The 23323-nt window shown below is 62.8% G+C and carries 27 protein-coding genes; 15 read left to right on the top strand and 12 right to left on the bottom strand.

Annotated elements, in window-relative coordinates:
• The first annotated feature begins 49 nt into the window (after positions 1-49).
• Genes MOV61_RS11245 through MOV61_RS11255 form a run of 3 tightly spaced genes read left to right on the top strand, consistent with a single transcriptional unit; the run spans position 50 to position 894 of the window.
• Positions 50-337: a hypothetical protein gene (locus MOV61_RS11245; RefSeq protein WP_038548261.1), complete on the top strand. Its 288-nt coding sequence runs from the start codon at positions 50-52 to the stop codon at positions 335-337.
• 51 nt (positions 338-388) lie between these two features.
• Complete coding sequence (rpsU, locus tag MOV61_RS11250) at positions 389-631, top strand: 30S ribosomal protein S21 (RefSeq protein ID WP_038548258.1); 243 nt, start codon at positions 389-391, stop codon at positions 629-631.
• Positions 632-672: 41 nt separating this feature from the next.
• Complete coding sequence (locus MOV61_RS11255) at positions 673-894, top strand: hypothetical protein (RefSeq protein WP_038548255.1); 222 nt, start codon at positions 673-675, stop codon at positions 892-894.
• 60 nt (positions 895-954) lie between these two features.
• On the opposite strand, the gene MOV61_RS11260 is transcribed toward MOV61_RS11255, so the two are convergent.
• The gene (locus MOV61_RS11260) at positions 955-2169 is read right to left on the bottom strand and encodes an MFS transporter (RefSeq protein WP_038548252.1); all 1215 of its coding nucleotides are present in this window, start codon (positions 2167-2169) and stop codon (positions 955-957) included.
• A gap of 202 nt (positions 2170-2371) precedes the next feature.
• Positions 2372-2542 carry a hypothetical protein gene (locus MOV61_RS11265; RefSeq protein ID WP_167551681.1) on the bottom strand — a complete coding sequence of 57 codons (171 nt, stop codon included), beginning with the start codon at positions 2540-2542 and terminating at the stop codon, positions 2372-2374.
• Between the two features lie 188 nt (positions 2543-2730).
• On the opposite strand from MOV61_RS11265, the gene MOV61_RS11270 reads away from it, so the two are divergent.
• The 3 genes from MOV61_RS11270 (at position 2731) to MOV61_RS11280 (ending at position 5784) form a co-directional block, all read left to right on the top strand.
• On the top strand, positions 2731-3339 hold the full coding sequence (locus MOV61_RS11270; protein ID WP_038548249.1) for a TetR/AcrR family transcriptional regulator: 609 nt from the start codon (positions 2731-2733) through the stop codon (positions 3337-3339).
• Between the two features lie 36 nt (positions 3340-3375).
• Positions 3376-4590, top strand: a complete 1215-nt coding sequence (locus MOV61_RS11275) for an MFS transporter (RefSeq protein WP_247136627.1) — start codon at positions 3376-3378, stop codon at positions 4588-4590.
• Positions 4591-4701: 111 nt separating this feature from the next.
• Positions 4702-5784, top strand: a complete 1083-nt coding sequence (locus MOV61_RS11280; RefSeq protein WP_247136628.1) for a dienelactone hydrolase — start codon at positions 4702-4704, stop codon at positions 5782-5784.
• A gap of 8 nt (positions 5785-5792) precedes the next feature.
• Here MOV61_RS11280 and MOV61_RS11285 read toward each other — a convergent pair whose 3' ends face one another.
• From MOV61_RS11285 to MOV61_RS11300, 4 genes are all read right to left on the bottom strand, one after another.
• Entirely contained in the window at positions 5793-6437 is a 645-nt protein-coding gene (locus tag MOV61_RS11285) for a hypothetical protein (protein WP_247136629.1), read from the bottom strand.
• 112 nt (positions 6438-6549) lie between these two features.
• The gene (locus MOV61_RS11290; RefSeq protein WP_038548243.1) at positions 6550-6939 is read right to left on the bottom strand and encodes a hypothetical protein; all 390 of its coding nucleotides are present in this window, start codon (positions 6937-6939) and stop codon (positions 6550-6552) included.
• Positions 6940-7047: 108 nt separating this feature from the next.
• Positions 7048-7569, bottom strand: coding sequence for a GNAT family N-acetyltransferase (locus tag MOV61_RS11295; protein WP_247136630.1), 522 nt, complete (start codon positions 7567-7569; stop codon positions 7048-7050).
• Between the two features lie 26 nt (positions 7570-7595).
• Positions 7596-8171: a helix-turn-helix domain-containing protein gene (locus MOV61_RS11300; protein ID WP_247136631.1), complete on the bottom strand. Its 576-nt coding sequence runs from the start codon at positions 8169-8171 to the stop codon at positions 7596-7598.
• Positions 8172-8346: 175 nt separating this feature from the next.
• Between MOV61_RS11300 and MOV61_RS11305 the strand changes: the two genes are divergently transcribed.
• From MOV61_RS11305 to MOV61_RS11325, 5 genes are all read left to right on the top strand, one after another.
• Complete coding sequence (locus tag MOV61_RS11305) at positions 8347-9600, top strand: MFS transporter (RefSeq protein WP_247136632.1); 1254 nt, start codon at positions 8347-8349, stop codon at positions 9598-9600.
• An 81-nt stretch (positions 9601-9681) separates the two neighbouring features.
• Entirely contained in the window at positions 9682-11508 is a 1827-nt protein-coding gene (gene lepA, locus MOV61_RS11310) for a translation elongation factor 4 (RefSeq protein ID WP_038548234.1), read from the top strand.
• A gap of 55 nt (positions 11509-11563) precedes the next feature.
• A complete protein-coding gene (locus MOV61_RS11315) occupies positions 11564-11794 on the top strand; it encodes a type II toxin-antitoxin system CcdA family antitoxin (protein WP_247136633.1) in 231 nt (76 codons plus the stop codon).
• On the top strand, positions 11794-12093 hold the full coding sequence (locus tag MOV61_RS11320; protein WP_038548227.1) for a CcdB family protein: 300 nt from the start codon (positions 11794-11796) through the stop codon (positions 12091-12093). The genes MOV61_RS11315 and MOV61_RS11320 overlap by 1 nt, the downstream gene beginning before the upstream one ends.
• A gap of 234 nt (positions 12094-12327) precedes the next feature.
• A complete protein-coding gene (locus tag MOV61_RS11325; RefSeq protein ID WP_247136634.1) occupies positions 12328-13275 on the top strand; it encodes a flagellin in 948 nt (315 codons plus the stop codon).
• 167 nt (positions 13276-13442) lie between these two features.
• On the opposite strand, the gene MOV61_RS11330 is transcribed toward MOV61_RS11325, so the two are convergent.
• Both MOV61_RS11330 and MOV61_RS11335 read right to left on the bottom strand, forming a co-directional pair.
• The gene (locus tag MOV61_RS11330; RefSeq protein ID WP_247136635.1) at positions 13443-13694 is read right to left on the bottom strand and encodes a hypothetical protein; all 252 of its coding nucleotides are present in this window, start codon (positions 13692-13694) and stop codon (positions 13443-13445) included.
• Positions 13695-13846: 152 nt separating this feature from the next.
• On the bottom strand, positions 13847-14335 hold the full coding sequence (locus MOV61_RS11335) for a MarR family winged helix-turn-helix transcriptional regulator (protein WP_247136636.1): 489 nt from the start codon (positions 14333-14335) through the stop codon (positions 13847-13849).
• Positions 14336-14460: 125 nt separating this feature from the next.
• On the opposite strand from MOV61_RS11335, the gene MOV61_RS11340 reads away from it, so the two are divergent.
• From MOV61_RS11340 to MOV61_RS11355, 4 genes are all read left to right on the top strand, one after another.
• Positions 14461-16395 (top strand): FAD-binding monooxygenase, encoded by a 1935-nt coding sequence (locus tag MOV61_RS11340; RefSeq protein ID WP_247136637.1) that lies wholly within the window; start codon positions 14461-14463, stop codon positions 16393-16395.
• 137 nt (positions 16396-16532) lie between these two features.
• The gene (locus MOV61_RS11345) at positions 16533-17186 is read left to right on the top strand and encodes a TetR/AcrR family transcriptional regulator (protein WP_038548217.1); all 654 of its coding nucleotides are present in this window, start codon (positions 16533-16535) and stop codon (positions 17184-17186) included.
• Between the two features lie 19 nt (positions 17187-17205).
• Positions 17206-18081 carry an amidohydrolase gene (locus MOV61_RS11350; protein WP_051899988.1) on the top strand — a complete coding sequence of 292 codons (876 nt, stop codon included), beginning with the start codon at positions 17206-17208 and terminating at the stop codon, positions 18079-18081.
• Between the two features lie 82 nt (positions 18082-18163).
• The gene (locus MOV61_RS11355; protein ID WP_309493803.1) at positions 18164-19120 is read left to right on the top strand and encodes a tripartite tricarboxylate transporter substrate binding protein; all 957 of its coding nucleotides are present in this window, start codon (positions 18164-18166) and stop codon (positions 19118-19120) included.
• Positions 19121-19150: 30 nt separating this feature from the next.
• Here the strand turns inward: MOV61_RS11355 and MOV61_RS11360 are convergent, their stop codons facing one another.
• From MOV61_RS11360 to MOV61_RS11375, 4 genes are all read right to left on the bottom strand, one after another.
• Positions 19151-19957 (bottom strand): crotonase/enoyl-CoA hydratase family protein, encoded by an 807-nt coding sequence (locus MOV61_RS11360; protein WP_038548211.1) that lies wholly within the window; start codon positions 19955-19957, stop codon positions 19151-19153.
• Entirely contained in the window at positions 19957-20814 is an 858-nt protein-coding gene (locus MOV61_RS11365; protein ID WP_038548209.1) for a hydroxymethylglutaryl-CoA lyase, read from the bottom strand. The genes MOV61_RS11360 and MOV61_RS11365 overlap by 1 nt, the downstream gene beginning before the upstream one ends.
• The gene (locus MOV61_RS11370; protein WP_247136639.1) at positions 20807-22813 is read right to left on the bottom strand and encodes an acetyl/propionyl/methylcrotonyl-CoA carboxylase subunit alpha; all 2007 of its coding nucleotides are present in this window, start codon (positions 22811-22813) and stop codon (positions 20807-20809) included. Before MOV61_RS11370 ends, MOV61_RS11365 begins: the two co-directional genes overlap by 8 nt.
• A gap of 258 nt (positions 22814-23071) precedes the next feature.
• The coding region (locus MOV61_RS11375) for a carboxyl transferase domain-containing protein (RefSeq protein ID WP_309493802.1) at positions 23072-23323 on the bottom strand (252 nt) is incomplete at its 5' end.

The raw sequence follows: 23323 nt of genomic DNA on the forward strand, positions 1-23323 counted from the left end.
CCGGCCTTTTTGTTTTGCCCCGGCTTTTGGCCGGTTCAAGGAGACCACGATGAGCGCAAATGTCTATGCCATAGGCGATAACATCGTCCTCAAGGCAGGCCTTACCCGGACCGCCACTGGCGACCGGACATGCCGCGTCGTGGGCCTTTTGCCGGCAGCCGACCGAGGCGAAAACCAATACCGGGTACGTTTCGGCAGCGAGAATTTCGAGCGCCGGATCGTCGAAAGTGATATCGACACTTCCGAGACCGCATCGTCCACCAAGAAGGACGAGGCTTCCGACGCCGCCCCAGCCGGACCTTGGCTGAAGCCGTCGAGCATTCGTATCGGCAAGTAATTCAACATCTTGATCGAACGCGGGATCTGCCCGCAATGGAAAGGATTTAGTTTGCAGGTTCTAGTCAGAGACAACAATGTCGAGCAGGCACTCCGGGTGCTGAAGAAGAAGATGCAGCGCGAAGGCGTCTTCCGCGAGATGAAGGCGCGCAGCGCCTACGAGAAGCCCTCCGAAAAGCGGGTGCGCGAAAAGGCTGAAGCCGTTCGCCGTTACCGCAAGCTGGCGCGCAAGAAGATGCAGCGCGAAGGCCTCCTGCCGGCTCCCAAGAAAGTGGTCCGTCCGGCGCGCGGATAATTTGTCGACCGCACGGACATCCCATCAGGAAGGAGGATATTATGGCCGCAACCAAGGACGAATTCTTCAATCCCACCAAGCTTTCCGCGCGTGACAAAGCTGCCGCGACAGATCACACCGCGCGCTCCATCATTTCGGCGGAAGCGACCCAGCGGGAAAAGAAAACCGAGAAACTGAGGCAGCTTCGTCTTGAACGCGAAGCGGCGGAGCCTGCTCCGGCCCCGGTTCGAGCCAAGGGCCGAAAGGCCCCGGCAGATCACTAAATTTCAAAAGCCCGGAATTTTCCGGGCTTTTTGCTTTGTGGCTCAGCATATGTGAGCCGCTCAAGCGGCCTGAAGCTGCGCCGGCTGGCGTGGCAGCGGCGGAAAGGCGAGAGCGATCGCCACTGCCCCGAGACCGACCAGCGCCGAACCGAAGAACAGCCAGTCATAATTTGCGAAATGGTCGAAGGCCCAGCCGCCGGCGAGAGGTCCGAAGGCCATGCCGAGGCTCGAGAGCATGGTCGCCGCGCCGAACACGGTACCCATGATCTTCGGTCCGAAATAGTCGCGCGCCAGCACCGCATAGAGCGGCATGACACCGCCATAGGTGCCGCCGAAGATCACCGCCAACATGTAGAACTGACTGAGATCGCTTGCCATCGTGTAGGCGGCGATAACGGCTGCCTGGATCATCAGGCCGCCGATCAACACCGGCTTGACGCCCAGCCGGTCAGCCAGCACGCCAAACAGAATACGGCCGCCGAGACCGGCCGCGCCCTCGACGCTGTAGATGCTGACGGCCGCCATCGGTGCCACGCCGCAGAACATCGCATAGCTCACCATGTGGAAGATCGGGCCCGAATGGGCAGCGCAGCAGGCGGAGAAGGTAAACCCGAGCACCAGGAATTGCGGCGAGCGGAACACCCGCGACAGCGGCATGCCGGCACCTTCTGCCTGCGGTTCGGAGGCCGTGCCGCCCGCAGCCGCCACGGCCGGCGGATTGCGGACCAAAAAGGCCGTCGGCAGCAGCAAGATCCAGGCGCCGATGCCGATGAAGAGCATCGCCATGCGCCAGTCGTCATAGGCGGTGATCAGCCAGCGGGCGAAGGGCGAGATGGTCATCGGCGCCATGCCCATGCCGGCCGATACCAGTGAAACAGCGAGGCTGCGATGCTCGTCGAACCAAGACATGGTGACGGCGATCATCGGCGCGAAAAAGGCGCTTGCGGCAAGCCCGACCAGACAGCCATAGATCAGCTGGAAGGCAATCAGGCTCTGTGTCTGGCTGGCGAGCACCAGCGCAAGGCCAAGAAGCACTGCTCCGATCAGCACGACGACGCGTGCGCCAAAACGGTCGCTCAACGTGCCCCACATGAAGCCGCCGAGGCCCATGACGACGAAATTGAGCGTCATGGCGCTCGAAATGCCCGCATGGGACCAGCCGGTCGCCCTGGCGATCGGCTCCAGAAAGATGGCCAGCGAGAACATCGTGCCGACGGCGACGCAGCCCATCAAGGCGCCGGCAGCGACGATCACCCAACGATAATTGCTACTCATGTCTACTCCCCTATGTCACAGGTTCCGAAATCCGGACGGCATGCGCAGCATCGCCATGCCCATCCTTGAACCAAGGACGGCCGGGCCCCTTCTCTCCCGACAGAGCCGACCGATTTTTTTTCGCAACCGGATTTTTGGATCATAGAACAAAAAAGCCCCGCACGCGGCGGGGCTCTCCAAAATCCCTTGATGGTGGTGACGTCTAGCTGCTGCCGGTGTTGGGACGGTTCTTGCCGACATTGGTATTGGTGGATGCCGTCTTGCCGTCCGGGTTCTGGCCGTAATAGGTGCCGCCGAGGTGGCCGCCGGCACTGGTGTTCTCGACCTGGCGTTCGGCGCGTTTTACGGCTTCCTGTACGTCACTCTTGCTCATGCCTGCCTCCAGCTTTTGCGGTTGGTGACAGGGACGTAACCGCCGGGCGCCTCAAGTGTTCCCGCTAATCGTCGGACCCAGCACGCCCGCCAACATCGAAACTTCATATACCGCGGCCAGGTTTTCCCTTGACGAAGCGCAAAGACGCCTCTATTTGGGAACGATCGTTTCCAAACTAAGCCGACATCATGGACATCAACAGCACTGGGCGTCCGCCGGGTCGCCCCCGCGAATTCGAGATCGAAGATGCACTCGACAAAGCGATCATCGTCTTTTCCGAGAGGGGTTATCACGCGGCCTCGATTTCCGAGCTGAAGGACGCGATGGGGCTTGCCGCCGGCAGTCTCTACAAGGCGTTCAAGGACAAGAAGGCAATCTTTCTCGCAAGCTTCGACCGCTATAAGCAGGTCCGCAATGCACTTCTCGACCAGGAACTGGCCGAAGGCGCAAACGGCCGCGACAAGGTTTCCCGCATGCTGCGCTTTTATGCCGAAGCCTCGCACGGCGAAAACGGCCGGCGCGGCTGCCTCGTCGTCGGCACGGCGATCGAACTCGCGGTCTACGATGCCGACGCAGCCGAACGGGTGGGCCGCTCGATGGCCCGGACTGAAGCCATGATCGAGGCACTCATCCGCGAAGGCCAGGCGGATGGCTCCATTCCGCCGGCGATCGATCCCCTCGCCACCGCCCACGTCCTGCTCTCTGTGACACAAGGCCTGAGAGTGCTCGGCAAAACCGGGCCGAACCGGGACCGCGCCTTTTCCGTGGTCGATGCGGCCATGAAACTTCTCGACTGATTTTTCAATGCAATCCTTCCTCCCAAGGAGCTTCCCATGACCACCAATACCGCAACGATGGCCACGCCGACGGTCGCCTCCGGCTTGTCCGCCGCGATGACCTTCGTCATGGCAGCAGCCTGCGGGCTCATCGCCGCCAATCTCTATTATTCCCAACCGCTCGCAGGTCCGATCGCCGCCTCGATCGGTCTGCCGGCGCATGCGACAGGCCTTATCGTCACACTGACCCAGATCGGTTATGGCCTCGGCCTGCTGCTGGTCGTGCCGCTCGGCGACCTTCTGGAAAACCGCCGGCTGATCCTCACCATGATCGGCGCGGTCACCGTGGCGCTGCTCGGAGCCGGCCTGTCGACCGCGACCGTCCCGTTCCTCGCCGCGTCGCTGGCGATTGGCATCGGCTCCACCGCCGTGCAGATGATCGTGCCGTTTGCCGCCAGCCTGACCAATGACGCCAATCGCGGCCGGGTGGTCGGCAATGTCATGAGCGGGCTGATGATCGGCATCATGATGGCCCGGCCGGTCTCGAGCTTCGTTGCCGAGTTCTCCTCCTGGCACATCGTCTTTTTCCTGTCGGCTGCGGCGATGATCGTGCTCGGCTTCGTGCTTGCCGCGCGGCTGCCGAAGCGCATTCCGCAAACGAAGCTCTCGTATTTCGGCCTGCTCGGATCGATGGGGCGCCTTTACGCCACCCAGCCGGTCCTGCGCCGCCGGGCATTCTACCAGGCCTGCCAGTTCGCCACCTTCAGCCTGTTCTGGACGGTGACGCCGCTGGTTCTCGCCGGCCCCGCCTTCCACCTCAGCCAGGCCGGCATCGCACTCTTTGCCCTGGCAGGTGTCGCGGGAGCCATAGCCTCGCCGATCGCCGGACGCCTGGCCGACCGGGATCTTGGCCGGCCCGCGACAATCTTCGGCATCGCCGCCGTCGCCGTCGCCTTCCTGATCACCCATATCGCGCCCGAAGGCTCGCTCGTGGCACTCGCGCTGCTGACGACTGCCGCCATCCTGCTCGATTTCGGGGTGACGATGACGCTCGTGATCGGCCAGCGGTCGATCTACAATCTCGGCGCGGACCTGAGAAGCCGGCTCAACGGCCTCTACATGGCGACCTTCTTCTGTGGCGGCGCGATCGGCTCCGCCGTCGGCGCCTGGGCCTTTGCCGAAGGCGGCTGGCTGCTTGCCTCGTCGCTCGGACTTGCCCTGCCGGTCATCGCCTTCCTCTATTTCCTGACGGAAAAGCGCGCCGGGGCTTGAGGCCATAGGACAAGATCACGTTCGAGGACGACCTCGAACGTGATCGAGGTCGCCGAAAGACCGCCATGACGCCAGGAAGGAGCCTTCGTTTTTAAACAGGACGAGGCTCACATGCGATTGAAACTTCCCTTTCTTGTTCTTCTTCCCTTCATCGGTCCGTTCCTGGCCGATGCCGCCTTTGCCGGCGATGTCCTGCCCGTCGGCATCCAAAAGATCAGCGTCGTCTCACCCACCCGCGACCGCGCGCTGGCAGTGACCGTTTGGTATCCGTCGAAGGGTGACGGCCGTGCCGGCTCCGACGGCGAAAACCCAATATTTGAAAACTCCACCGCCTCGCGAAACGCCACCATCGAAGCCGGCCGGTTCCCCATCGTACTCGTCTCGCATGGTTCGGGCTCACGAGCAGACGGCATGGGCTGGATCGCCATCGAACTGGCGAAAGCCGGCTTCATCGTTGCCGGCCCCAACCACCCCGGTACAACGAGCGGTGATTCCACGCCGGAGGCCACGCCTAAAATCTGGGAGCGCACACAGGATATCTCGGACGTCATCACCGCACTTTCAGCCGATCCGCGCTTCAAGGCTTCGGTAGACAAAACGCGCATCGGCGTGCTCGGTTTCTCGCTTGGCGGCAGCACGGCAATCGAGCTTGCCGGCGCACGTGCCGATCTCGATGCCTACAAGCACTATTGCGAGACCAATTCCGACATGATGGATTGCCGCTGGTTTCGCGGCGGGCGCGGTTTTGCCGGCGGCGAAGAGGTGGCGGTCGAGCCGCTGAACCTCGACAGCGTCGACCGCAGCCGCTTCGAGCAGTCGAACCGAGACGCCCGCATTTCGGGAGTGGTGCTGGTTGATCCCGGTCTGGTCGAGGCTTTCAAGCCTGATAGTATCGGGGCGATCGATATCCCGCTCGCCTTCATCAATCTGGGCAGCGCGGGTGAGATCCCGGCCGCCGTGCTTTCGGAGGCGCTCGCCAAAAAGGCTTCGAAAGCGACTTATGCCCAGGTCGATAAAGCCGACCATTTCAGCTTCCTGCCCGTCTGCAAACCTGGCGCCGAGGAATTCCTGAAGAAGGTCGGCGAGCCAGACCCGATCTGCAGCGACACCAGCCGGCCGCGCAGCGATATCCATCGCGAACTGGCTGGGCTGATCATCACAGCTTTCAAGAAGATGTTGAACGCCGGTGATTGATCGGCAGGCTATTTCGCTGGCTTCGGAATGCCGGAAAGGGCCGTGCCGTCTTTGGCGCGGCTCGTCACATGCAGAAACACGCCATCCCGTAACTCGAAAAAATGCGCGCCCTTCGGGCTTTCCTCGTTGAGCACGCCGGAAAAGACGATCAGCCGGCTGTCCCTGCGGTAATAAAAGGGCTCGCCCTCACCCCAGCAGCAGACTGAATAGGGAAGGAAGGTGACCTTGCCGCTGCGGGCATCGATGACTGCGCCGCCCAGGCATTCGGCGCCGCAGCCCCATGTCGTGAGAATATAATGCCCTGCAAAATTCACCGGCTGTTTCGCCGCTGCCCTCAGCCGGGTCGCGAAGCTCCGGTCGTCCTCCGTCACCAGCTTTACCGAAGCACTCGGGCCGGAATAGACTTTCTCGGCAAACTGCGCGAATTTCGGCACATCCTCGGCGGCCGCAGCTGCGGCAAGGCTCAGCCAGAGGCGCGCCAATAGTCCGATTCTATATAAATCCCGCATCATGTTCCCGATATCATCCGCGACTGGATGGACGATGGTGGAAGCGGCATATTCGCTTGCGGCGCCTGTTTTATATCCGTTTTCAAATCTGGAAAATGCGCAATGAAAATCATGATAGTCGATATCGACGGTGTGCTCGTTCACGGACGACCCCGCTGACGGCCGAGCGGCCATCACCCCGTTTGCGGCCACTCAAGAAAGCCGCTGAGCCGAAAGGATCGGCCGACAGCGCGGCCGATCCTGTTGCAGATCCCGCTTACTCGACCAGATTGATTTCCTCGGTCTCGCCGCCGCTGCAAACGTAGCAGCAGTCTTCGCAAGCTTCCTTGTTGTTCGGGCCCGTGCCCCAATAGGTCTGCTTGTCGCCGGAGACCCAAGCACCGTAGCAGATGTTCTCGCCTTGCTGGCAGGAGAGGTGGATCTGCTTGGATTCGCCGTCATCCAGATAATAGACCTGGTTGCCGCCCGGCCAGACATGCTTGCGGTCCTGGCTATAAAGCTCGACCTCGACGGCGTTCGGATGTTCGTTGCGCATCACGAAGCTGACGTCGGCGGACATAACCTGACCAGCGATGGAGCAGACGGTTGCCGTCAAAGCCACCAGGGCTGCGCGGCGGATCGCCGGCAGCGAATTAAAAATCAACATAAAGCCCCCTATGATAGCGCCTGATCAACGGGCGCCCGTTCATATGCCCTGATTTGCAAGAATAAATCGAGATGGAGGGGGACGTGCTGGTGGATTTTTCTTGGACCCTCAAGCAACCCGCTTGTAAAACAGCGTGGTGGCGCAGAAACCGCCCTGCGGCCACATGGCATAATCCGGAATGACGCCCACCCGCTCCCAACCAAAGCGCGGATAGATCTTTTCCGCGTCGCTGCCGGTCGCGGTGTCGAGCACCAGAAGCGTGCGGCCGCGCCGTGCGGCTTCCGCTTCCACCGCCTCCATCAGCCTGCGCGACAGGCCGAGGCCGCGGGCGGAGCGATGCACGAGGAGCTTCATCAGGTCGCCGCGATGCGGCTGGTTCGGCTTCGAGGCAAGGCCCACCTGCACCGTACCGACCACCTTGCCCCCCACTTCGGCCACAGCGAGGATGATGCCGCCTTCTTCGACCGCATCGGCAATCTCCTGCCAGTAGCCGACCGCATCCTCCGGCGCGAAGGGCAGCATGAAGCCGAGCGAAGCCCCGCCATTTATGCAGTCGGACAGGGTCTCGGAGAGATCGGCTATGGCAGCGCGGGTTTCGCCGGCATCGAGGATGCGGATGGTGACGGTCATCTTGAAAAATCTCCTGATGAAAATGCTCAGCGGCCGCGGTCGAGGATGACAGCATACCGGGCCGGCTTGTCGGACGGATTGTGGAAGTCGAAGGCGGCGCCGATATCCATGTAGAGGCAATCGCCGGGATGAAGCGTATGGACGGTCTCGCCGATGACCATCTCCAGCACGCCCTCGAACAACCAGACATGCTGGGTCATCACCCGGCTCTCCTCGCGCGGCGGAAAGCTGACGCGCGCATGGGCGGGGAAATCCACCTCAACGATATCTACCTTGCTCGGCGTGCCCGGCGGCGAAACCGAGCGGCGCAGATAACCCGTATGCGGATCGCGCCATAGCTTCTGTTCCGCCCGGCGGCTGAGCGGCGAACCCTGCGGCTCGTCATCGGCGAAAAAGGCCGAGAGGGAGAGCCCGAGTGCCTCCGACAGCCTTGCCAGTAGCGCCGCCGTCGGGCTCGCCTCGGCCCGCTCAATCCGCGAAATCATCGCACGGCTGACGCCGGAGCGGTTCGCCAGCTCGTCCAGCGTCAGACCGGCGCGGGCCCGCAGGCTCTTCAGCCGCTCGCTGATAGCGTTTTCAATGTCATGATCCGTGGCTTCCATGATTTGAGAATTGCATTCCCTTATCGTGGAATCAAGTGCGCAAATGATAGAGTTGGCGAATCTTACAAGCGATGGCGCTTCCGCGATAGCTCCTGTCATGGTCCATCGGCTATGGAGCAGTATCGGGCTTCAAATCGGCGGAAATCGCCAACGCCCGCGCTTGCGGGGGGACGAGATGAACGGCCAGACATCCGAGACGGCGTCGCCCCTGTCGATCGCCAGCATCGTCGTTTCGATGACGATCGCCGCCGTCGGCAGCGGCATCATGTCCGCCTATGTCCCCTTCGTGCTGACGGAGACGGGTTCATCCTGGGCCGCCAGCGCCGCGGTTCCGACGCTCGCCTTCGGCGGGCTGATCGGCTGCATCGTCGGCGGGCCGCTAATCCGCCGGGTAGGCCATGCGCGGCTGTTCTCCTGCTCGATGGCGATGGTGATCATCGCCGCCGTGCTGATCGCCACCAACCCGCCGCCGATCTGGTGGGTTTTGGCGCGCGGCGTCTATGGGGCAGCGTCCAACGTCAATTTCATCATCGCCCAGAGCTGGCTCAACCATGCCGCCTCGAACGAGTGGCGGGGCCGGGCGATGTCGTTCTTCTACATGGCCTTCGTGCTGGGCCTTGGCGCCGGCGCCTGGTTGTTCGGCCGCATCCCGACGGACGGCAATCTGGCGCCGCTCGCCGTGGTGTTCGTCACCGCGCTCGCCATCCTGCCGATCGGGCTGACCCGCCTGCCCAACCCGCCGGCGCCGGCCAATGTCAATGTCGACATCAAGATGGCCTGGCGTATCTCGCCGGTCGGGCTGATCGGCGTGCTCGCGTCCGGCGGGCTCTCGATGGTGATCCAGGGCTTCGTGCCGATCTACGCCACCACCAGCCACGTGGCGCAGGCGGACGTCGCGCTGCTGATGCTGGTGATGCAGACGGGCCTGCTGTTCGTGCAATATCCGCTCGGCATGCTGTCGGACCGCATCGATCGCCGTTTCGTGCTGTTGATCACCTGCGCGCTGATCGTCGCGGCGGGCACCGCGGCGTTGTTCGTGTCCTTCTCGATGATGATCGTCCTGATGCTCGTCTTCCTCGTCTTCGGCGGCGCGGTCGAGACCGTCTATTCAGTCGCCAATGCGCATGCCAACGACCGCGCCGATCCCGGCGACTTCGTGCCGCTCTCCTCGACGCTGCTGGTCGCCTGGTCGACGGCTGCGACCATCGTGCCGCTCGGGGTGACGCTGCTCACCCCGGCTTTCGGCCAGCACACCTTCATCTACGCCGTGATCCTGGTGGCGATCGCCTATGGGACTTACGTGATCTGGCGCCTCAAGGAACGCGTGGGCGTGCCGGCCGACGAACGGGAGAATGTCGGGCTCAGAAGCGCCCAGCTTCCGAACGCCTCCGTGATGACCGGTCCGGAGAGCGAAAAGCCCGCCAAATAGCCTGCTGCTGCGGGCTTTATCCTCAACGAAAGGTTATCTTTCCGCTTTGCGGCAGGGATTCGCGCTGCTATATGCGCGACCATGAGCACCAATTCCACCCGCACTCCGCTTGACCATATCCGCAACTTCTCGATCGTGGCGCATATCGACCACGGCAAGTCGACGCTCGCCGACCGGCTGATCCAGACGACCGGCGGCCTTGCCGAGCGCGACATGTCGGAACAGGTGCTGGACTCGATGGATATCGAGCGCGAACGCGGCATCACCATCAAGGCCCAGACCGTGCGCCTGCACTACAAGGCGAACAACGGCGAAACCTATATCCTGAACCTGATCGACACCCCCGGCCACGTCGACTTCGCCTACGAAGTCTCGCGTTCGCTGTCGGCCTGCGAAGGTTCGCTTCTCGTCGTCGACGCATCCCAGGGCGTCGAGGCGCAGACGCTCGCCAACGTCTATCAGGCGATCGACAACAACCACGAGATCGTCACCGTCCTCAACAAGATCGACCTGCCGGCGGCCGAACCCGACCGCATCCGCGAACAGATCGAGGAAGTGATCGGCATCGACGCGTCGCACGCCGTGCTGATCTCGGCAAAGACGGGCCTCGGCATTCCGGACGTGCTGGAAGCGATCGTCCACCAGCTGCCGCCGCCGAAGAGCGAACTCGGCGAAAAAGGCCCGCTGAAGGCGCTGCTGGTCGACAGCTGGTACGACACCTATCTCGGCGTCATGGTTCTGGTGCGCATTCTCGACGGCGTGCTGACCAAGGGCCAGACCATCCGCATGATGGGCACCGATGCCAAATACCAAGTGGAGCGCGTCGGCGTGCTGACCCCGAAAATGCTGGCCGTCGACAGCCTCGGCCCCGGCGAGATCGGTTTCTTCACCGGCTCGATCAAGGAAGTGGCCGATACCCGCGTCGGCGATACGATCACCGAGGACAAGCGCCCGACCGCCAAGGCGCTGCCGGGCTTCAAGCCGGCCCAGCCGGTGGTGTTCTGCGGCCTCTTCCCGGTCGATGCCGCCGATTTCGAGGATCTGCGCGCCGCGATGGGCAAGCTGCGCCTCAACGACGCCTCCTTCTCCTTCGAAATGGAAAGTTCGGCAGCACTCGGTTTCGGTTTCCGCTGCGGCTTCCTCGGCCTGCTGCATCTCGAAATCATCCAGGAACGCCTGGAACGCGAGTTCGACCTCGACCTGATCGCCACGGCACCCTCGGTCGTCTACAAGCTGACGATGACCGATGGTTCCGAGCGCGAGCTGCACAATCCGGCCGATATGCCGGATGTGGTCAAGATTTCGGAAATCCAGGAGCCCTGGATCAAGGCGACGATCCTCACTCCCGACGACTATCTCGGCGGCATCCTGAAACTCTGCCAGGACCGCCGCGGCATCCAGACCGAACTCACCTATGTCGGCAAGCGCGCCATGCTCACCTATGAGCTGCCGCTCAACGAAGTGGTGTTCGACTTCTACGACCGCCTGAAGTCGATCTCCAAGGGTTACGCCTCGTTCGACTACCATCTGCACGGCTATCGCGAGGGCAACCTCGTGAAGATGTCGATCATGGTCAACGGCGAGCCGGTCGACGCGCTCTCCATGCTGGTCCACCGCTCGGCTGCGGAAAAGCGCGGCCGCGACATGTGCGAGAAGCTCAAGGACCTGATCCCGCGGCACATGTTCAAGATCCCGATCCAGGCGGCGATCGGCGGCAACGTCATCGCCCGCGAAACGATCTCGGCGATGCGCAAGGACGTGACCGCAAAATGCTACGGCGGCGACGCCACCCGCAAGCGCAAGCTGCTCGACAAGCAGAAGGAAGGCAAGAAGCGCATGCGGCAGTTCGGCAAGGTCGACATCCCCCAGGAAGCGTTCATTGCCGCCTTGAAGATGAAGGACGATTGATCTTTCCAATGACAGTTTATGCGCATATGATCTGCGCATAAACTTGGAGATCGGAATGTCCCAGTCCGCCCGAAAAGCAGCCAATCTTTCGCTGAACAGCAACCTTATTTCCGAAGCACGCGAGCTTAAGATCAACGTGTCGCGGGCGGCCGAGGAAGGCATAACCAAGGCGATCAAGGCCGAGCGCGAACGCCTTTGGCGGCTGGAGAATGCCGAGGCAATCCGGCTTGAAAATGAATATATCGAGAAACACGGTTTGCCACTCGCCAAGTATCGCCAGTTCTGATGGCGCGTTTTCGTGCTTACAAAATGGCATCCAGCAAACTGCTGGTGCTCGACCTTCAGGCGGACCTTTTGGATGATCTCAAGACTCGCGTCATAGTCCCGCTATATCCGGTCGCGGAGCTTTCGTGGTCGATGCCACGTCTCAACCCGCGTTTTGCAATCCGTGGCGAACTGCACGTGATGGCGACGCAAAGAATGGCCGCGGTGCCGGCCCAGGATCTCGGCGAACTGGTTGCTGACCTTTCCGCGTATCGCGACGAGATTCTCGCCGCGACGGACTTTTTATTTCAGGGCTTCTGAGTTCAGAGTACGCAGCGGTGATTTCTTAGGTCTACCGCATCTGAACACATTCCCGCCAACAAACCCGCCAATCATTAAAACCTTAATAAATCCTGCAAATGCTTTGAAATCTCGCTCGTGCAAGGTGATTGCAGGTGATGGGTTCGTGCGCCAACGCGGCGACAGCTCAAGGGCATGACGCCAATCTTCACTGCCTGAGCCCGTAACGTGTCCTTCCCACCTGCGAGACGCTTCATGAGCAGCATTTCTTACAATCAGTCGGCGGCTTCTGCGCTGTTATTGCTGACCGGCTCCGCCAAGGCGCTGGAGCGTAACACGATCCAGGTGGCAACCGGCCGCAACGTCAATACGGCCTCCGATAACGCCGCCTATTGGTCGATCGCCACCTCGATGCGTTCGACGGGCATGTCGCTTTCGGCAGTCGAGGACGCATCGGGCCTTGCAGCCGCGGTGACGGATACGGCGTCGCTCGGCATGGAGGCTGCGACCGGTCTCGTTTCCGAGATCAAGGCAAAACTTATCCTGGCGCGCTCGCCGGGCGTGGACCGCGACGCCATCAATGCGGAGATCGGCCAACTCAAGGATCAGTTGGGCATGGTCGCCGAGTCGTCATCCTTCAACGGCGAGAACTGGCTGAGTTCCGCCGGGACGCCGAGCGTCAAGTCGCTGCTGGCATCCCCATCGACGAACCAAGACGGCACCACGGCCCTCAACACGATCGATTTCGATACCGCCTCGACGACGCTGGTCGGCAGCGGTGACGCCGCCGACGGGCTTCTGACCAAGGCCTATTCGGGCACCACCGACAACGGCACCGCCTACGAATATTACCTCCTCGATACGGGATCGCAGGGCTCGGCAACCGCCAGCGAAATCAAGATCTCCAATTCGACCACCGAAGACGAGTTGGATGGCATGATCTCGGCCACCGACAGCATGCTTTCGAGCCTCACCTCCGCCGGCGCCAAGCTCGGCTCCACGTCGAGCCGCATCAGCGCCAATACGGAATTCCTCTCCAAGCTGCAGAATGCGATCGACCGCGGCGTCGGGCGCCTCGTCGACGCCAACATGGAAGAGAGCGCCGTCAAGCTTGCCGCCACGAAGGTGCAGCAGCAGCTCCAGACGATCGGCCTCAGCATCGTCAACGAACAGTCGAAACGCATTCTCGACCTCTTCCGCTGATACCTCCCCGATATCCGGCCCTTGGGTATGCTCGGGGGCCGGATGTTTCGTTCGCTCGCGGGATAAGACCCCGCGGGAGGGCATCCCCACTCTCCTCATTCCTGTCCCGGCGACGGGGACCAGACGCGATGGCGTCGGAGCACCTTCAGCGCAAGGCCACCCAATTGTTAGTGGCGGCTCGCATGCAGTGGACGCGGCATGTCGGAATGGGTGATCCAGACGCGGCCGTCGAACGCCACTTCGCCGTGATCGAGCTTGCTGCTGGCGATGCTTTCGATAAGGCCGAGCTTGGAGCAGACGTCGCCGATCCTGCCGTCGTTGACGACGCAGACGGCCTGGCATGTGCCGCCGTCGCGCATCACCAGAACGGTGTGGTGGCTGTTTCGCGTGATCTTGTTGGGCAATGTCACGAGCGTCATGCTCTTCTCCCTGCTGTATCCGAGTTACGGCTGGTGCGCCTGGAGAGGAGGCTCGACCAATATGGTCAACAAAAGGTTAACCGCGCAGGATCGAGTACGCGGCTTGCCCGGCAGCCGAGGAGCGCCTTGCTCGAAGCTGCGTCTGTAGCGGGTCATATGACCGGCTTGGTCTTGGGGGCGTCCGAAACCTCGCGCAGCGGCGCCCGGCTCAGTTCGTTGCCGGCGGCGATCGCCTTGCGCAAAAGCCGCAGCAGTTCGTCGCCCTCATCTGCCGACAGCCCGCGCAGCATGAGTTCCTGCGCCGCCTCGACCACCGGCGCGACGCCGCTCAAGGTCTTGCGACCCTCGTCGGTGATCTGCAATTCGCGGGCGCGTCTGTCCCTGGTGCTGGCATTGCGCACGAGCAAGCCTTTCTGCACCAGTCGGTCTACCACCCCGGTAATCGTCGTCCGGTCGTAGGCGATCAGCCCCGCGAGCGTGACCTGATCGATGCCGGGATTGGTGCTGACCGCCGCAAGCGCCGCGTATTGGACGGGTGTCAGGTCGTAGCCGGCTTGCTCGACCTCGGCATGGAAGACCGCCACGGCGATCTGCTGAAACCGGCGGGCGAGATGCCCCGGCATGTCATCGTTGTCTTTCACCAAACTCTCCAAAACCATCGCAAGCTTGACACGTATACTGATAATCAGTATACTGATCAATGTTGGATCCGCCGAATCCATTTCAGCGGACGCCCATCAAGAAACATGCGGAGGAAACTGGTTCCATGCAATTCCATCTGAATGGGTTCGAGCCCGGCGACCCGGAAATCTTTCACCCGGAGGATCGACAGAGCACGCCAGTCGACAAAGGACCGCTTCCCGCCGAAGTCGATGTCCTGATCGTCGGCTGCGGTCCGGCAGGCCTTACGCTCGCGGCGCAACTGTCTGCCTTTCCCGATATCAGGACCTGCATCGTCGACCAGAGATCGGGGCCCTTGCTGCGCGGCCAGGCGGACGGTATCGCCTGCCGCACCATGGAAATGTTCCACGCCTTCGGTTTCGCGGAGAGGGTGATGAGGGAATCCTACTGGGTCAACGAGACATCGTTCTGGAAGCCGGACGACGCAAAACGCGAAAACATCATCCGCAGCGGCAGGATCGACGATACCGAGGATGGGCTTTCCGAATTCCCGCATGTCATCCTCAACCAGGCGCGGGTTCAGGATTTCTTCCTCGACGTCATGCGCAAATCGCCGACCCGGCTCGAGCCGCATTATTCGCGGCGCCTGATCGACGTCGAAACAGACCCGGCTACTTCGGATTATCCGGTGACCGCGAGGCTGGAGCGTCTTGATCCCTCCCACGAAGGTGAGATCGAGACCGTCAAGGCGCGCTACGTCGTCGGCTGCGATGGCGCGCGCAGCACAGTGCGCAAATCGATCGGGCGGGCGCTGCATGGCGATTCCGCCAATCACGCCTGGGGCGTCATGGACGTGCTGGCCGTTACCGATTTTCCCGACATTCGCCTGAAGGCATTGATCCAGTCCGCGGGCGAAGGCAGCATCGTGCTGATCCCGCGCGAAGGCGGCTACATGGTCCGCATCTATGTGGAGATGGACAAGCTCAACGAGAACGAGCGGGTCGCGAGCCGGAACATCACCGTCGACAAGCTGATCGCGGCCGTGCAGCGCATCCTGCATCCCTACACATTCGAGGTGAAGGAAGTCGCCTGGTGGTCGGTCTACGAGATCGGGCAACGGCTGACCGACAAGTTCGACGACGTGCCGGAGGACGCTCCCGGGGGGCGCCTGCCGCATGTGTTCATCGCCGGCGATGCCTGCCACACGCATAGTCCGAAGGCCGGCCAGGGCATGAACGTCTCGATGCAGGACGGTTTCAACCTCGGCTGGAAGCTGGCGGCCGTCCTGCAGGGGCGCAGCAGGCCCGAACTGCTGCACAGCTATTCCGCCGAACGCCAGACCATCGCCAAGGAACTGATCGATTTCGACCGAGAATGGTCGGCCATGCTGAGCGCGCCGCTGAAATCCCCCGACCATCCGGATGGCGAGGGCGTCGAGCCGGCGGAAGTCCAGAAATATTTCGTTCGGTCCGGACGCTATACGGCGGGCACGGCGACCCGATACATGCCGTCGGTGCTGACCGGCCAATCGACCCATCAGCATCTCACCAGGGGGCTGACAATCGGTACGCGGTTCCATTCAGCGCCGGCGATCCGGCTGGTCGATGCCAAGCCGATGCAGCTTGGCCATGCCGCGAAAGCCGATGGCCGCTGGCGCATCTATGCCTTTGCCGGAACGGAGGATCGTGCTCAGCCATCTTCCCAACTACGGGCGCTTTGCGATTTCCTGGCGGACTCCCCCTCCTCGCCCGTCAAGAGACACACACCTTCCGGTGCCGACATCGACTCGGAGATCGATTTCCGGGCCGTTTTCCAGCAGGCCCACCGCACGCTTGCGGTCGAAACCATGCCGACTTTCCTGCTGCCCCGGAAGGGCCGTTACGGGCTCCGCGACTACGAAAAGATGTTCTGCCCCGACCTCAAGAGCGGCCATGACATTTTCGACTTACGCGGCATCGACCGGGAACAGGGCTGCATGGTGGTAGTGCGGCCGGACCAGTATGTCGCTCATGTCCTGCCGCTCGATGCCCAGGCGGAGCTCGCAGCCTTTTTCGACGGCTTCATGCTTCCACAACGCTAGCTCGTTTCCTCGGAAGGGTCGGTTCCCGGAGCCGGCGCCCGGCGCAAAATGTCTCGGCCGCCTCGGTGCGCGATTTCGATTGACGCCTAATTTGTACAACTGTACAAATTAGGCGTACAATTGATAATGGATCTTCGATGCGACCGAACCTGAGGGAAGCCTTGCTCAGAAACGCCGTCACCCTGTTTTCCCGCAGCGGCTACAATGCCGTCTCGCTGCGGGACATCGCCAAGGCGTCCGGAGCCAATGTCGGCAGCCTGACCTATCATTTTGGCTCGAAGGCAAAATTGCTGCACGAGGTTTACGAGCGCCACACGGTGCCGATGAACGCCCGCCGCCGCGAGCTGCTGGGCGAGGCCCTGCGGATCAGCGATGCGGATCAGCGGCTGATGGCGATCCTGCGCGCCTATGTCGTGCCGGCCTTCGTTTCCTCCTCGGAGGGCGATGGCGGCGGTGCCGAATTCACCCGCATGCGGGCGGTCCTGTCAGCAGAAGGAAACCCCGATGCCCAGGCGATCATCGCCGACGCATTCGACGAGACGAGCCGCGCCTTCATCAAGGCCTTAGCCGATTGCGTACCCGGTGCGCCATTGAGCGGGCTCGTCTGGCGCAGCCAGTTCCTGCTCGGCTCGCTCTATTACGCCCTGATCAATCCGGACCGCGTGACGCGTCTTTCGGGCGGTACGGTCGATGGAAACGATCGGGAAGCCGCCGTCGATCAACTCGTCGAGGCAAGTTATGCGAGCTTTCGAAGCCTCGGCGCCGAAATCAGGCAATCCGCAGCAATCTGAAATACGCATGGGAGGAGAAATGAACGAACATCGCCAGGAGAGCGGTCACGGGATAGCAACCGCGCGGCGGAAACCGAACTTCATACTGCCTGTCAATAGCTGCGACGCGCATTGCCACGTGTTCGGCCCGGGCGCCGTGTTCCCTTATGCCCCCAATCGCAGTTATACGCCGGAGGATGCGCCGAAAGAGGTGCTGGCGAGGCTCCACGAGCGGCTTGGCATCGACCGCGCCGTCATCGTCCAGGCGAGCTGCCACGGGACCGACAACCGCGCCATGCTCGACGCGATCGCCTGGCGGCCGGATCGCTACCGCGGCGTCGCCATCGTCGACGATAGCTTTGACGACCGCGCCTACCAGGCACTCCACAACGGCGGCGTGCGGGGCGTCCGGTTCAATTTCGTCCGCCATCTCGGCGGGGCACCGGACCTGGACGTCTTCAACCGGGTGATCGACCGCATCAAGGGACGCGGCTGGCATGTGGTGCTGCATCTCGACGCGAGCGACATCGTTCCGCTTTCCGACATGATCGCCCGCCTGCCGGTCCCCTTCGTCATCGATCACATGGGGCGCGTCGACACCAGCCTCGGCACCGACCAGAGGGCGTTCCAGACGCTGCTGGAGCTGGTGCGGCGGGAAAACTGCTGGATCAAGGTCTGCGGGTCGGAGCGGATCTCCCGCTTTCCGTTCGATACGGCGGTGCCTTTTGCCAAGGCGCTGCTGGCGGCAAGCCCCGACCGGAGCCTGTGGGGCACGGACTTCCCGCATCCGAACCTCAAGGAACCCGTCGACGAGGCCGACCTCGTGGATCTCGTGCCGAGGTTTGCGCTGACGGAAGAGGATCGGCGGCGGCTGCTCGTCGACAATCCCGCACGTTTATACGGTTTCGCCGCCTGAGCGGCCTTTAGAGGAGGAGGAGAGAATGAATTACAAAACTATGGGGAGATCGGCGGGCCGGTTCCGACAGCCGGCGCGATGGATGAAATCTCTGGCTGTCGCCCTGGCCCTGATGCTGCCGACCGGCGCCATGGCGCAGGACGCCTACCCGTCGAGGGACATCACCCTGGTTCTGCCGTTCGGCCCCGGTGGGATTGCCGACATCACGGCCCGCCTGGTCGCCGAGTCGCTCGGCAAGAAGCTCGGGAAACAGATCGTCATCATGAACCAGCCGGGTGCGGGCGGCTCCGTCGCGGCACGGGCGGCGCTGAACGCCCCGGCGGACGGCTACACGCTCGCCCTGCTTTCGAACGGAACCGCGATCAGCGTACCGCTCTTCAAAAACCTGCAATTCGATCCGGTCGCCGATTTCGTGCCGGTATCGAGCCTTGCCTATTTCGATTTCGTGTTCGTCACTAAGGCGGACGGCAAATTCAAGTCCCTCAAGAATGTGCTGGAAGCCGCCAAGGCCAAGCCGGGTGCGCTGAACGTCGGCACGATCAACGTCGGCAGCAGCCAGAACCTGGCAGCCGAACTCTTCAAGTCGGCTTCCGGGATCGATTTCACCATCGTCCCTTACAAAGCCACGCCCGATCTTCAGGTCGCCCTGCTGGGCGGCGAGCTCGACTTGATCGTCGACAGCCAGACGGCGCTGAAGGCTGCCCTGCAGCAGAACCAAGCGACCGCTATCGCCTCATCCGGCCCGGCGCGCTCCAGTCTCTCGCCGAACGTCCCGACCGCCGCGGAAGAAGGCGTCAAGGGCTTCGACGTGACCTCCTGGAACGCCATCTTCGCGCCGAAGGGCACGCCGCCGGAAGCGGTGAAGAAGCTGAACGCCACGCTGGTCGAAGTCCTGGCCGACCCTGCCCTCAAGAAGCGGTTCGCGGATCTCGGCGTCGAAGCCCGATCCAGCACCCCGGAGGAAATCGGCAACCGCCTGAAGGCCGACATCCAGAAATGGTCGGACGTGATCCAGAAGGCGGGTATTCCGAAACAATAACGCTCGACTGGTCCCGGAGCCGATCCGGGACTAATCCCCGCCTGCCTTGGGAGCCGCCCAGGGCATCGGCCGGCGATTGAGGAAGGCCTCGATGCCGGCGCGCCCTTCGGCGCTTTCCCAACGGTCGGCGAGCAGGCCGGTGCTGTAGCCGATCGGATCTTCGGTCGCCTGGCGGGCGAGACTTTGCACAAGGCTCTTGGCGCTGGCGACGGCACCGGGAGCGCAATCGAGGAAAGCCGAGACCTCCTCTTCGACCGCCGCATCAAGTTCAGAGGCTAGGCGGACAACAGAAACCAGGCCGATTTCGCGGGCAGTGATTGTATCGAAGCGGCGGGCGTTGAGGAACAAGCGGCGGGCATGGCCTTCGCCGATCCGGCGCACGACATAGGGTCCGATGGTGGCGGGGATCAGGCCGAGCCGCGTTTCGGTGAGCGCAAACCCGGCGCTGTCAGCCGCGACCACGATGTCGCAGACGGCCATCAGGCCGATACCGCCGCCGAAGGCATTGCCCTGCACCCGGCCGATCAGCGGTTTCGGCAGGTCGTCGAGTGCCTTCAGCATAAGAGCAAGTTCCGTCGCCCCCTCGATCTTGCCGGCACGATCCCTCGCCGCCTGATCGCGCATCCATTGCAGATCGCCGCCGGCGCAGAATGTGATGCCGGCGGATGCGAGAACCACGACGCGCACCGCATCGTCGGCTGCGAGCTTGCCGGCCGCGTCGGCCAGATCGGCGATCATCCGTGCGTTCATGGCATTGTGCTTTTCGGACCGGGCGAGCGTCAGTGTCACCACCCCGCGGAGATCCCGTTCCAGCGTTAGCGTGTCGTAAGCGCCCATCAGCGTGCTCCCCTCAGGCTGCGGGCAAAAGCCTCTGCCTCGGTCAGCCGGTCGCGGTCGATGCGGGTTTCGAACCCCAGCGCATGCAGATGATCGACCGTCTTGCCAGTCGCGACATTGCCCTCCGCTCCCGGCGCATAAGGGCAGCCGCCAAGGCCGCCGGCGGCGGCATCGAAAACGCGCAGGCCTTTTTCGAGCGAAACGGCGATGTTGTCGAGCGCCCTGCCGTTCGTATCGTGAAAATGCCCGGCGAGATGTGCCGCTGGCAGGTGCTTCAAGACCGCATCGAGCATGGCTGCGACCCGATCCGGGGTGCCTGTGCCGATCGTATCGGCCAGCGCCACCTCGCTGCAACCCAGCGCATGAAGCTCCGTTGCCACCCGCGCCACCTGGGCCGGCGGCGTCGGACCATCGAAGGGACAGTCGACGGCGCAGGAGACGTAAGCGCGGACGGGTATCCCATCGCGGCGGGCGCTATCGATCAGCGGGGCGAACCGCTGAAAACTCTCGGCGATGCTGCAATTGATGTTGCGATGGCTGAAACCTTCCGACGCCGAGGCGAAGACGGCAGCCTCATCCGCCTTGGCCGAAACGGCGGCTGCATAACCCCGCATGTTCGGCGTCAGCACCGTATAGAGCGTGCCCGGCCGGCGGGTAATGCCGGCCATGACCTCGGCGCCATCGGCCATCTGCGGTACCCAGTCGGCACGCACGAAGCTCGTCACTTCGATCTTTTCGAAACCGCAGGCCGAAAGCAGGTCGACCAGCCGGATCTTGTCGGCGGTGGAAATGAGCCGCTTCTCGTTCTGCAGGCCGTCTCGCGGCCCCATTTCGTGGATACGGACGAAATCAGCCATCCTTCGGCTCCCCAGCTTCGGGCTCCGGCTCAAGGATCAGCAGCACCGCGCCTTCGATCACCTGTTCGCCCTGCGACACGAGGACGTCGGCAAGCGTCCCGTCGCGCGGGGCGGCAAGCGTCAACTCCATCTTCATGGCTTCCATGACGACAAGAGCCTCGCCCTTTGTGACAGAGGCTCCCGGCGTGGCACGTAGGAGTTTGACGAGGCCCGGCATGGGGGCGACGATGCGATCGCTGCCGGCGGCAATCTCATCCTCGCCGGCAAGGGGATCGATAAGGCCGAAGTGCCAGCTTTCGCCATCGCCGAAGATCGTCAGGTCACGATGGCCAGGCACGAGATGAAACCGGCGCTTACGGCCGTCGACCTCCAGGAGATAGGTATCTTCGCCCAGACGAGAAAGGCCGAAATCGACCTGTCTGCCGTCGACCGTGGCCGCATAGACATCCTCTCCGATCGATCCGAACGACACCGGCACGTGCTGGCCGCGGTAGTCCAGTTCGACGAAATCGGCAGCTTCGGCCCATAACCGGAATCCCGATAAGCGGTCCCAGGGATCGCTTCCGTTCTTCGGTTCGAGTGCGCCGGAAAGCTTCAAGGCGGCCAGCGCCATTGTCTCGCGAGCCGGGGCCTGACCGATCGTCAATTCGGCCAGATGCCGGTCGATGAGACCTGTCTCCGGCCGGCCTTCGGCGAAATCAGGCAGGATCGTTAGCCGGCGAAGAAACGCAGCATTGGTGGTGACGCCGGTGGCGCGAACTTCGGCAAGGGCGGCCGACAGCAGCGAGAGCGCTGTCTGGCGATCCGGGCCTCGGGTGATGATCTTGGCGATCATCGGATCGTAGAAGGGCGAGATGCGGTCGCCGGCGCGCACGCCGCTGTCCACCCGCGCCAGTTCCTCCGGCAGGTCCAGATGCGCAAGCCTGCCGGTGGCGGGCAGAAAACCCCGCTCGGCATCCTCCGCATAAAGCCGCGCCTCGAAGGCCCAACCGCTGATGAAAAGTTCGTCTTGGCTGCGCGGCAGAGGCTCGCCGGACGCGACGCGAAGCTGCCATTCGACGAGATCGACGCCGGTGATCGCCTCGGTCACCGGATGCTCCACCTGCAGGCGGGTATTCATTTCCATGAACCAGAAACGGTCGGCCTTCAGCCCATCGGAGGCATCGGCGATGAACTCGATCGTGCCGGCACCGGAATAGAAAATCGCCATCGCCGCCTTGACCGCCGCCTCGCCCATGGCAAGGCGCATCTCCTCCGGCATGCCGGGAGCCGGCGCTTCCTCGATGACTTTCTGGTGGCGGCGCTGCAGCGAGCAGTCGCGCTCGAACAGGTGCACAACATTGCCGTGGTCGTCGCCAAAGACCTGGATCTCGATATGGCGCGGATGGGCGATGTATTTCTCGATCAGGCAGGTGGGATCGCCGAATGCGGCGGATGCTTCGCGCTGCGCGGAGGCCAATGCTTGCGTGAATGCGGAGACCTCGTCCACACGCCGCATGCCCTTGCCGCCACCGCCGGCGCGCGCCTTGATCAGCACCGGGAAGCCGATCCGCTCTGCCTCGGCCTGAAGGAAATCCGGATCCTGCTCGGCGCCGTGATAACCGGGGACGACGGGCACGCCGGCCTTTTCCATCAGCGCCTTGGCGGCGTCCTTCAGGCCCATGGCGCGGATGGCATCGGACGATGGGCCGATGAAACGGATGCCGGCGGATGTTACCGCATCGGCGAAATCGGGGTTCTCCGAGAGGAAGCCATAGCCGGGATGGATTGCGTCGGCACCAGTGCGCAGCGCCGCGTCGATGATCGCGTCACCACGGAGATAACTTTCGGCGGCGGGAGACGGCCCGATATGGATCGCCTCTCCCGCAAGTGACACATGCAGGGCATCCCGGTCGGCGTCGGAATAGACGGCGACGGTCGCGATACCAAGACGGTGGCAGGTGCGGATAATGCGGCAGGCAATCTCACCACGATTGGCTATGAGGACTTTTCTCAGCATGAGGCGGTCCCCGCAATGGGCGAGCGGTGCGGCAAGCTCCCGATCTCCCCCCTTGAGGGGGAGATGTCATCGGAGATGACAGAGGGGGGTGGAGCGGCGGACTCAGCTAAAGAGGAGTATGCGGCGCTACCCCCCTCTGCCCTGCCGGGCATCTCCCCCTCAAGGGGAGAGATCGAAATGCGGCGCTGTTCTCTCGTCCCGTCATGGCTCGGAGGGAGGGCAAGCCTAAGGATGTTCATCAAATCCGACATCCGTCCCTCACATCCGGAACACGCCGAAGCGTGTTTCTTCGATCGGTGCATTCAACGCGGCGGAGAGGCTTAAAGCCAACACCTGCCGTGTCCTGGCAGGGTGGATGATGCCGTCGTCCCAGAGGCGGGCGGAGGCATAGAGCGGATGGCTCTGTTCGTCGAACTGGTCGAGCACCGGCTGTTTGAAGGCCGCCTCCTCGTCCGCGCCCCACGTCTTGCCGCCGCGCTCGATCGCCTCGCGCCGGACGGTGGCCAGCAC

Source organism: Neorhizobium sp. BETTINA12A (genome assembly GCF_023006485.1).
GTDB lineage: Bacteria > Pseudomonadota > Alphaproteobacteria > Rhizobiales > Rhizobiaceae > Neorhizobium.